This window comes from uncultured Gimesia sp., assembly GCF_937919775.1.
Taxonomy (GTDB): Bacteria; Planctomycetota; Planctomycetia; order Planctomycetales; family Planctomycetaceae; genus Gimesia.
Map to the genome: position 1 here is coordinate 1 of NZ_CALFPF010000079.1, position 10,117 is coordinate 10,117.

At 50.9% G+C, this 10,117-nt stretch carries 10 protein-coding genes; 8 read left to right on the forward strand and 2 right to left on the reverse strand.

The window, feature by feature from the left end; all coding sequences use genetic code 11:
• Positions 1 to 56 precede the first annotated feature (56 nt).
• From Q0294_RS02060 to Q0294_RS02095, 8 genes are all read left to right on the forward strand, one after another.
• Positions 57 to 1,160 carry a Sua5/YciO/YrdC/YwlC family protein gene (locus tag Q0294_RS02060; RefSeq protein WP_299460386.1) on the forward strand — a complete coding sequence of 368 codons (1,104 nt, stop codon included), beginning with the start codon at positions 57 to 59 and terminating at the stop codon, positions 1,158 to 1,160.
• A 340-nt stretch (positions 1,161 to 1,500) separates the two neighbouring features.
• Positions 1,501 to 1,956: a ribose 5-phosphate isomerase B gene (gene rpiB, locus Q0294_RS02065; protein WP_299460389.1), complete on the forward strand. Its 456-nt coding sequence runs from the start codon at positions 1,501 to 1,503 to the stop codon at positions 1,954 to 1,956.
• Positions 1,957 to 2,347: 391 nt separating this feature from the next.
• Entirely contained in the window at positions 2,348 to 2,734 is a 387-nt protein-coding gene (gene gcvH, locus Q0294_RS02070) for a glycine cleavage system protein GcvH (RefSeq protein ID WP_299460392.1), read from the forward strand.
• A gap of 276 nt (positions 2,735 to 3,010) precedes the next feature.
• Entirely contained in the window at positions 3,011 to 4,366 is a 1,356-nt protein-coding gene (gene gcvPA, locus Q0294_RS02075) for an aminomethyl-transferring glycine dehydrogenase subunit GcvPA (RefSeq protein ID WP_299460395.1), read from the forward strand.
• A gap of 66 nt (positions 4,367 to 4,432) precedes the next feature.
• Positions 4,433 to 5,905, forward strand: coding sequence for an aminomethyl-transferring glycine dehydrogenase subunit GcvPB (gcvPB, locus tag Q0294_RS02080; protein WP_299460398.1), 1,473 nt, complete (start codon positions 4,433 to 4,435; stop codon positions 5,903 to 5,905).
• A 50-nt stretch (positions 5,906 to 5,955) separates the two neighbouring features.
• The gene (locus tag Q0294_RS02085) at positions 5,956 to 6,732 is read left to right on the forward strand and encodes a biotin/lipoate A/B protein ligase family protein (RefSeq protein ID WP_299460401.1); all 777 of its coding nucleotides are present in this window, start codon (positions 5,956 to 5,958) and stop codon (positions 6,730 to 6,732) included.
• Positions 6,733 to 7,171: 439 nt separating this feature from the next.
• Positions 7,172 to 7,975 carry an FHA domain-containing protein gene (locus tag Q0294_RS02090; RefSeq protein WP_299460404.1) on the forward strand — a complete coding sequence of 268 codons (804 nt, stop codon included), beginning with the start codon at positions 7,172 to 7,174 and terminating at the stop codon, positions 7,973 to 7,975.
• Between the two features lie 312 nt (positions 7,976 to 8,287).
• A complete protein-coding gene (locus Q0294_RS02095; protein ID WP_299460406.1) occupies positions 8,288 to 8,500 on the forward strand; it encodes a hypothetical protein in 213 nt (70 codons plus the stop codon).
• A 76-nt stretch (positions 8,501 to 8,576) separates the two neighbouring features.
• Here the strand turns inward: Q0294_RS02095 and Q0294_RS02100 are convergent, their stop codons facing one another.
• Both Q0294_RS02100 and Q0294_RS02105 read right to left on the reverse strand, forming a co-directional pair.
• Complete coding sequence (locus Q0294_RS02100) at positions 8,577 to 8,996, reverse strand: hypothetical protein (RefSeq protein WP_299460408.1); 420 nt, start codon at positions 8,994 to 8,996, stop codon at positions 8,577 to 8,579.
• 80 nt (positions 8,997 to 9,076) lie between these two features.
• Complete coding sequence (locus Q0294_RS02105) at positions 9,077 to 10,024, reverse strand: DUF1559 domain-containing protein (protein WP_299460411.1); 948 nt, start codon at positions 10,022 to 10,024, stop codon at positions 9,077 to 9,079.
• Positions 10,025 to 10,117: the final 93 nt, after the last annotated feature.

The following is a 10,117-nucleotide window of genomic DNA, read 5'->3' on the forward strand; positions in this document are numbered from 1 at the left end:
CGTTGAATTGCGTCTGGACAACAATTTCTGCAAGGAACCAAAGGCTTAAATTGTTCATGACCGAACGGATTGACCTCAAACAGACTGACGACATTCGAGATGCAATTCACCTTGCCGTTCAATATCTGGCAAAAGGGGAATTAGTGGCATTTCCAACAGCAACAGCGTATGTCATCGCAGGTCAGTCACTTAGCTCTATCGCGATGACCAAACTGCGTTCTCTGTCCAAAGCAGAGGAACCGCTGGTGCTGTGCGTGAAAGGCTTTGATGAAGCCCAGGACTATCTTCCGGAAATGCCCCCCATCGGTCGCAAACTGGCAAAACGCTGCTGGCCTGGTCCTGTGGTCATGGAGCTGGACCGCCCTCTCCCGGACAGTCTGTTTTCACAGCTACCCGTTGAAATGCAATCACAAATCTGCCCCGACTCCCGAATTCGACTGCGGGCGCCGGCTCATGAAATTATCTTTCAGACCATGCGTCTCTCCCCCTCTCCGCTGGTGCTCCTGAATGAACAGTCAAAATACCAGACCGCCGACGCCGTTCTGGAGGATTTCGAGGGTCAGATCGCGTTAATCATTGATGACGGCCCTTCCCGCTTTGGTGATCAGTCTACCATCGTCTCTATTTCCGATAATCAATGGAGCATCCTTCAACCGGGGGTCGTCACCGAAACCACTCTAACCAGACTGTCGAGTGAAATTTACATGTTCATTTGCACAGGAAACACTTGCCGCAGCCCAATGGCAGAAGGCCTGTTTCGTAAACTACTCTCTGATAAACTGGGCTGTCAGGAAGATGAATTGTCCGATCACGGCTTTATCATTGGTTCAGCCGGGCTGGCTGCCGCCTCTGGCGCGCCCCCCAGCCCGGAAGGCGTCACGATTCTGGCAGAGCAGGGAATTGATATTCGCAGCCATGAGAGCCAGCCACTGACTGAGCGGTTACTAGATCAATCAGATCATCTCTACACTATGACAAAAGGGCATCGTGCAGCAATTCTCTCTGAGCGTCCCGACCTGGCAGAGGTTGTTCAACTGCTTTCCCCCGAGGGCAAAGACGTTTCCGATCCGATTGGCGGCGGTTTTCAATGTTATGTCGATTGCAAAAAAGAAATCGAGAAACATTTAAAATCGATCATTGATCAGATCAGAGCCTCTTAAAATAACAACACTTTAGTTTACCCTACCCGCCTGGATTGAATGGTTTTTTGACAAACAGAAAATTCCACATCTGCAGTAAGTACAGCCTTGCTATAATAGGTTGTAAACCATTACCCTTTTAGATATATGAAGATATTGTGAATACCTCTTCTGATGAGGCGGTGGCGTTTTTTCCGAAGTATGATTGAGTATTCATTCGAGTTCGATCAGAAAGTCCGGGGGAGGGCAGCGAATGTACCTAGACTCCCGCCCAGAACAGAAAAATGCCTCGTTTGCGATTTGAACGGATATCAAACATCGTTTTTGATTCTTCTTGCGACATTTAAATAAAAGAGTTTCGATGAAAATTGCAGTTGCCAGTGATCACCGTGGATTTACTACCAAGGTCAAGATCCTCACACTTTTAAACCAGTTAGGGCACGAAGCACTCGATTATGGCCCCGATGATGGTGAAAGCGTGGATTATCCCGACTATGCTGTCAAAGTAGCCCGCGCCATCGGCACGAAGGAAATTGATCGCGGTATCCTGATCTGCGGAACCGGTATGGGAATGTGCATCGTTGCCAACAAGTTCCCGGGAGTCAGAGCAACTCCCTGCCACGATGACATTACTGCGCAAATGAGCCGCCTGCATAATGATTCGAATGTACTCTGCCTGTCCGCCGACCTGCTCGGAGACCGGCTCGTCAACCGGATGATTGAAATCTGGCTGAAAGAAGAGTTTGAAGGAGGCCGGCATGCCCGGCGTCTGGAAAAACTGAGCAAAGTCGAAGAGGAAAATATGCCTCCGCATTAGTAGGCTGAGTCCAGGTTAATGCCAGCGTCTCCAGGGCAATTCGGAACGAATATAACAGCACCGGTGACACATCCGTTAAATGGGATGTGCATCAGGTTATGGACTTGTCGGTGCGTCTAAACGGATCTCCCTCTATTCCCTGCCTGACGGGCAGACAGCTGCTCCTGAATCTCACCACAGCCAGCCCCCTTCCATCACTGCGAAACCCTGTTTCTGCATCTCTAAAGATATACTGCAGCAGTCGTAGAATTTCCCTCATAGAATCCTTTTCAAACGGAACAAATCTCTGTATCGTCAACGAAGAGTTATCAGGGAACTTTAGACTTCTTTTCTCAGGACGTGCGCTGTTTTGAATTCTTGAGTCAGGAAATAGAACAAGGGTTTTGCAAACATGGATCAGAGCAACTTAAAATTCACCAAAACTCACGAGTGGGTCAGCGTTGAAGGCGAGATCGCTACAGTAGGTATTACCGATTTTGCTGTCAATCAATTGACCGACCTCGTGTTCATTGAGCTTCCGCAAGTCGGTTCAACCTGTGAAGCAGGTAAAGTGTTCGGGGAAGTGGAAAGCGTCAAGGCTGTCAGCGATTTGTATTCTCCCGTCAGTGGGGAAATCACTGAAGTGAATGAGGCGCTCGTGGATGATCAGTCACCACTTTCTGATGACCCTTTCGGAAAAGGCTGGATCACAAAAGTGAAAATCTCAAATGCTTCCGAACTGGAGCAGTTCATGAATGCCGACGATTATCACAAGTTTTGTGAGTCCGAAGCACATTAAAAAACAGCCACGCTGGAAGCGGTTGTCCATCGGTAGAGATTTCTCAACGGCCAACTGCACGACAGACAATTTCGCTCTGTCATCGAGAGCGCGTCCCATTTAACGATAGCGTCACGCATGCCAGTACACTTGCTCCGAATGGCCTTGAAGACGTTATAATAAATTTGAACACAGGCTAAAATGGATAAAAAGAGAGTTCCAATGTTTGCCTCGCGACTATAATCAAACCGTTGAATCGCCAACGCTATCACAATCACGTTTATTAACGAGTGAACCGTGCCTTACCTCTTTAACACACCAGAACAGCAGCAGGAAATGTTGCAAGCGATCGGCGTCGACTCGCTGGAAGCTTTGTTTGCCACAATCCCCGCCGAGCTGCGACTGAACCGCCCCCTCGATATTCCCCCCGCTTTAACCGAAATGGAACTGCAGGCGCACGTCTCGCAGCTGGCCGCAAAAAACGTCGGTCCGGGCTCACGGGTCTGCATGCTGGGCGGCGGGGCCTATGACCACTTCATTCCCGCGGCCGTAGATGAAATTGCCAGGCGGGGAGAATTTTATACCGCATACACTCCCTATCAGGCAGAAGCCAGTCAGGGAAGTCTGCAGACCTTCTTCGAATTTCAATCACTGATCTGCCAGTTAACGGGCATGGATGTTTCAAACGCCAGTCTGTATGAAGGTGGCACGAGTGTCAGTGAAGCGGCTTTCATGGCGATGCGGGTTACCAATCGCCACGACCGGGTCGTATTACTGGGATCGCTGCATCCGGAATATCTACAGATTGTGGAAACGTATCTGACTCACTTGAACTGTGAAGTCGTCGTCGTTCCCTGCGACAACGGTTGTGTCGATCCGGCTGACGTTGACGCTGCGATGAATGATCAGACCGCCTGCCTCGTCATCCAGCATCCCAACTTCTTTGGAACGCTGGAAGAAGCCGAGCAACTGACGGAAATTGCTCACAAGTATGGTGCGCTGGCTGTGGTCTCTTATGACCCCATCAGCCTCGGCATCCTGACGCGTCCCGGCGATTACGGTGCCGACATTGCGATCGCGGAAGGTCAGTCGTTGGGAACGCCTCTGCAGTTTGGCGGTCCGTATCTCGGACTGTTCTCCTGCAGCGAAAAATTTGTCCGCAAAATGCCCGGCCGCCTGATTGGTCAAACCGTGGACCGCAACGGGAAACGCTGTTTCGTGCTGAATCTGCAAGCCCGCGAACAACACATTCGTCGCGATAAAGCAACCAGTAACATCTGCAGCAACCAGGGGCTGATTGCGATCCGCGCCGCCGTTTATCTGTCTCTCGTCGGAAAACAGGGCATTCGTGAAGTCGCTGAACTTTCCTGCCAGAAAGCACATTATGCGGCCGAGCAACTTTCTCAAATCGAAGGCATCGATCTCATGTTTCCTGATCGTGCGTTCTTCAAAGAGTTTGTTGTAAGCTGCTCCGAGGGCGCCGACTATCTGCTCCGCAAAGCACGTCAGGCTGGTTTTGATCTGGGGCCGGAACTCTCCCGGTTTGAATTCAAGAACGGTGCCGAGACTTACCGGACCGGAGTCCTGGTCGCGATCACGGAACAAAGAACACGCGAAGAAATTGACCGTCTGGTGACGGCACTGAAAGCGTAGCCTCCGCTTAATTGACTCCTTAACACGTTTCACTAGTTCAGATATTTCGAAGCAATCACCATCACCATGCGAAATCAATTGGCCACCGAATTATTGTTTTCTCTCTCCCAACCCGGCCGGCGCGGTGCCCTGTATCCTGCAGCGGATGTCCCTGTCAAACCGCTGGAAGAACTGATTCCGAAATCAGCGCTCGCGACAGAGCCAACGGGACTGCCTGAAGTCACAGAATCGGACGTCATTCGACACTTTGTCAATTTATCGACTTTGAACATGTGTGTGGACACCCACTTCTACCCGCTGGGCAGTTGCACCATGAAATACAATCCCAAACGCCATGAGCGACTGGCGAGCCTGCCGGGAATTGTGGATCTGCACCCGTATCAAAATCCGTCTGACCTGCAGGGCATGTTCGAACTACTGTATGAAACGCAGGAAATGCTGGCGGAAATTTCAGGACTGCCTGCGGTCTCACTGCAGCCGGCGGCCGGTGCGCAAGGCGAATTTACAGCGCTGCTGACGGCGAAAGCCTACTTTGAAGATCGTGGTGAAAAACGTACAAAAGTCCTGTTCCCCAACAGTGCGCACGGAACCAATCCGGCCAGCGCCGCGATTGCCGGCTTCGACTGTGTGCAACTGGCAAGCAGCAAAGCGGGACTCGTTGATCTCGAAGATCTCAAAGCCCATCTGGATGATCAGACGGCGGTCTTCATGGTGACGAATCCGAATACACTGGGACTGTTTGAGAAAGACATCAAACAAATCGCGCAAATGGTCCACGACGCAGGAGGCCTGGTCTATATCGACGGCGCCAACATGAACGCCATCCTCGGGATCACCCGCCCCGGTGACTTTGGCGGCGATATGATGCATTACAACGTACACAAAACCTTCACCGGTCCCCACGGTGCCGGCGGACCGGGATCAGGGCCGATTGCCGTTCGCGATTTCCTGGCCGAATTTCTTCCCGGCCCGGTCATCAAACGCAATGAAACGGCAAGCGCGGATGAAGACCGGTATGTTCTGGAAATGCCTGCCAAATCAATCGGACGCGTCCGCACGTTTTATGGAAACATCGGCATTCTCGTTCGAGGTTATCTCTACCTGCGAACACTGGGAGCCAAAGGCTTGAAAGCCGTCTCTGAAAATGCCGTTCTGAATGCAAACTACCTCAAGGCAATTTTAAAGGACGTGCTCCCGGTTCCCAATGGCGACCTCTGCATGCACGAATTTGTGGCCTCTGCTTCAAAAATCAAATCTCAAAATGGAATCACGGCGATGGATATCGCCAAACGTCTGCTCGATTTTGGTTTTCATGCCCCGACCGTTTATTTTCCGCTGGTGGTTCCTGAAGCGATTATGGTCGAACCGACGGAAACCGAATCGAAAGAAACCCTGGATGCGTTCGCGGAAGCCCTCCGTACGATCCTTAAGGAAGACCCCGCATTCCTGCATCTGGCGCCGCACAGCACCAACATCTGTAGACCAGATGAAGTTGTCGCGGCCCGTAACCCGATTCTGCAGTGCTGCGAGCCGCAATAGGCAATTTCAATTCTCATTCTTACGTGTCACTTCACAGTCGGGCTCCTGGTATGACTCATGCTTCCATCCCGGATCACTGTCGTCTGATCATTGAGCCTGCCCCGCTGACGGGGAGCTGGAATATGGCCGTTGATGAATCGCTGCTGGAGTCGGCTGCTTCACAGGAGGTCTGCTCATTACGCTGGTATCGCTGGGACCAGCCGACGATCTCTCTCGGTTACTTTCAAAAGAATGAAGCTGAGGACCAGAATGACACCTGGAAAAACCTCCCCCGGGTCCGCAGGCTCTCAGGAGGCGGGGCGATTTTACACCACCATGAATTAACCTATTCCTTCGCGGTTCCGGCGAGCCACCCGCTTTCCAGATCGCTACCGGATCTTTACCTCACCATCCATCAACCGCTGATTGATGTCCTGTCGGCCCATGACCTGCAGGTCGAATTTCGTGGCACCTCGATTACCGTCAAGTCAGAGCCGTTTCTCTGCTTCGGTCGCGGCGATGAGCGGGATCTCGTCTTTGACGGGCACAAAATTCTGGGAAGTGCACAACGACGAAGACGCGGCGCAATTGTCCAGCACGGCAGCCTGTTACTTCTCACTTCGGAATACGCCCCCCACTTTCCCGGGCTGTTGAATCAGTTCGGGCAAACCAGCCTGTACAACGAGACATTTCTGACACAACTGACTGAGGAATTTTCAGAAGCCATTTCGCGGGCAATTGGCCTGCCCCTGCAGTCTCAAAACCTGACTGACGAAGAGCTTTCACTGGCCACCCGACTGGAAAAAGAAAAATACACCCAGGTTTCCTGGACTTCCCGCAAAAAATAAAGCTTATTGGTTAAGACAGCAGGAGTTATCAAAATCAAGTAAAAATGAATGTCTGATTAATAAATCATTTACATATCCGATGTAGGTTTTATCCTTATTGACATAGCGCCAGCCGCCTGATAGCGTTAAGTACATAATACCTGTTTTTATTCAATTGATCTTTCGTGTTACGGAAAATAGTAGTGGATTTTTACTTACGGTGAAGTGAGTCAAACCACACAATGCGGGCCATTTGAGCATTGTAACTTGCTCCTTTCATTCAATGACGAGAAGTTATTTCACTCATTTCTGTTTCTTGTTCATTTTTCTTTTCTTTTCTACCAATCAACCGGCAAAATGAAAACAAGTCACCGGAAATAGGATGGTTGAACCATTTCAGCCATGCCATGTTCCAGAACTTTTGATGTGTTCTGTATGAAACCTATGGAGTGAACGATTTATGTTGCAGATTTCGTTGAAGGTCATTGGCGGTCGTCATGACGGAAAACTGATTCCGATCACAGGCAAAAAGTTCTTAATCGGCCGGGAAGAAGACTGCCACTTGCGTCCCAATAGTGATATGGTCAGTCGGCATCACTGTGTCTTCACCGTTGATGAATACAGCGTTCGTTTACGCGATTTTGGCAGCACGAACGGCACACTGGTTAACGGAAAACGAATCAGGGGTGAAGTTCAACTGTCTCATGCCGACAAGATTCAGGTAGGCAAGCTCGACTTTGAAATCCTGATGTCCCATACGGTTGATAAAGAAGTCATACAGGCGAATCCGGAAACGGCCGCCGGCGCAACTCCTCCCGCAGAGATTTTGACGGGATCAGATACCGTGTTTGATATTCCCGTTCATCAGCCTGAAGGCACCCCGGCTGCGCCCCCTGCTCCGAAAGCGCCTGCGGCTGCAGAAGTCTATGAAGGGGATACCCAGATTCTGTCCGCAGAACAGCAGCGGCAAGCCCAGCTGGCATACGAACAGGCAATGCAGCAACAGGCGGCCGGCTATCCTCCTCAACAGTATGCTTATCCGCCGCAACCATACCCGTACCCCATGCCGCCACAATATTATCCGCAACAAGGATACCCCCAGCAGCCGATGCCGGCATATCCTCAGCAGTATCAGATGCTGCCACAGGGTTATCCTCAACAGCCACCACACCAGGAAAGCGAACAGAGCGGACCCGTGGTTCCAGAATTACCGCCGGTCACTCTGCCACCACCGGAGTCAACCGGCCTCAAAAACAAGCAGTAAGCATTGCTGAGCTGATCAGGCGGCGGCGCTTAGCCTGTCGGCATGAATTCCAGAGACACGCTGAAGCAGCGTAGCGAATGTCGTGCGAAAGGTGGTTCGACAGCCAATGGCGGGCTTGAATCCTGATATTGCGCGATTCATTCTCCAGGCTTCCCATTGCTTTTCTGATTTGCCTTTGCGAGAATCTAAGCAGAAAATCGGAGAGGCCGCGGTTCGGTTCGGGGTAATCTACAGCCGCGATCTGCTCAGGTTCCCCTGAAATTCAGTCCAATTTCTCAAACGATGCCGTAAGAACAGAGGGAGATTCTTTAAGTGAATGATTCAGCCACCGCCAGCAATGATGTCCAGCGACGCTATCGTGAGTTTCTCGACCTGCTGCCACTGACTTTGTCACTCGCAGGCCTTCCTACAAGTGACCACGGGAAATACTACACTGAAGAGCAACTCGAAGCCCGCGCCTATACCATCAAACACGCTTTCAAACAGACACGCATTCTGGTACGAGAATGCATTCAAAAGCAGTAATTCCGGGCAGCGCACCGAGAACCTCCTGCCTGATCGCGCAAATTGACACGATCAGGCTCATGGCCGCGTCTTGAGCTTATTTGCCTGTCAGGTCAAACGAAAATTCATTCGAACCCGAGCCACTCACGTCTGCTTCCAGCGTCGTTTTTTCATTGTAGTTCTGCGGTAAATACTGCTCAATCGCCGGAACGGGGGGTTCATCCGGCGCACCACCGACAACGGTTTTCCCCGGAATTTCACGTGTTGCCGTGATCACGACCTCTTTTTTACCAGCGGTTGACTGGAAGGAAAATTCACCATTCTCGATTTTTCCTGCAGCGCTGGCAGCCTTCCCGGCAGCGTCACGGAAAATAATCTGCCCCTCGGTCAAAGGCGCACCGTCGAACGTGACTTTGCCCGACACGGGATAGGTCGCCGGCCCTTCACTGCCGCCGCCACAACCAGCGAATGCTCCTGCCGTGCATGCCAAAATCAAAAGGAATGAAAGACTTTTCATTTATATTGTTTCCTGATTCATCATTCTGTCCCCGGTGAAAACACCGGGGACATGTTTGGTTAAACGAGTCTTTGAATAACTTAAAATTCGCCTACCACTTCTTTCCCCGATCGGGTTGATAAAGATCTGTAGGTTCCACGATCAATGTTTTCTGAAATGAACCGCACTGCACCATCGGCCATTCCCACATGCACCCCTCCCACATGCTGGCTGCGCGCGTAATTCCATCGATTCGCCTGATCCGTAACACACGGTGCATTCACATCAGTGGTGCTTTTGCAGAGATAGTTCTGATCCGGGGCAGACGTGTTCGGAGTCTCGTAAGCTGTAAATGCGACTTCGCCGTGCGCGCCTCCAATCCAATAACAACCAGGACATCCCCAGGAAAAACCAGTGGGAACAGTCACGCGCTGTACTGCTTCGCTGAGCATCATTGTGCTTGAGGTTCCATCAGTGATGTCGCGCATTTTCGTTTTCGTTTCATACCCGAACATCCCGTTATCTGTACCTGTTGAACGGTTATTGGCCCAACCAATACAAGCTAAATAGCTGCCTGCCCAGCGAACTCCTGTATTTTCTGCAAACGCAGGTCCAATATCTGAAGGACACATGAAGATTGGTAATGGCGTGCGGACAAATACCTGGCTGCTTGAAATATTATGCACGTGATTACTCGTGGTGGCAGACACATTCGAACAGTCCGCTTCATAGGCATTATACATCGGTGCCTGATCGATATAAGGCAGAATGCGGTGAAACCAACTATCACGATTATGACAGTAGAACGGATACGTCCCTGCGCCACCACGGTGTGCATAAGGAAACGTAGTGTGCGTGCTCTCGTAGTTGTGCATCGCCAGGCAGATTTGTTTCAGGCTGTTTTTGCAGGTGCTGCGGCGGGCTGCTTCCCGTGCCTGCTGGACTGCCGGGAGCAGCAATGCGATCAGAATGGCGATGATCGCAATCACCACCAGCAATTCTATGAGCGTAAAAGCTCCCCGTTTCACAGAAGTTCTCAAGTGCCTCATCTTGAACATCCTTAAATAATGAAAATAATGGTGTCGTTCTTAAAACCATTGACTTAGTAATGAAACATTAATAATTATTCCTTACTGACGGAG

Coding starts and splice junctions, on each gene's coding strand:
- Q0294_RS02060 (WP_299460386.1), top strand. CDS start 57: ATGACCGAACGGATTGACCTCAAACAGACTGACGACATTCGAGATGCA.
- rpiB (WP_299460389.1), top strand. CDS start 1,501: ATGAAAATTGCAGTTGCCAGTGATCACCGTGGATTTACTACCAAGGTC.
- gcvH (WP_299460392.1), top strand. CDS start 2,348: ATGGATCAGAGCAACTTAAAATTCACCAAAACTCACGAGTGGGTCAGC.
- gcvPB (WP_299460398.1), top strand. CDS start 4,433: ATGCGAAATCAATTGGCCACCGAATTATTGTTTTCTCTCTCCCAACCC.
- Q0294_RS02085 (WP_299460401.1), top strand. CDS start 5,956: ATGACTCATGCTTCCATCCCGGATCACTGTCGTCTGATCATTGAGCCT.
- Q0294_RS02090 (WP_299460404.1), top strand. CDS start 7,172: ATGTTGCAGATTTCGTTGAAGGTCATTGGCGGTCGTCATGACGGAAAA.
- Q0294_RS02100 (WP_299460408.1), bottom strand. CDS start 8,996: ATGAAAAGTCTTTCATTCCTTTTGATTTTGGCATGCACGGCAGGAGCA.
- Q0294_RS02105 (WP_299460411.1), bottom strand. CDS start 10,024: ATGAGGCACTTGAGAACTTCTGTGAAACGGGGAGCTTTTACGCTCATA.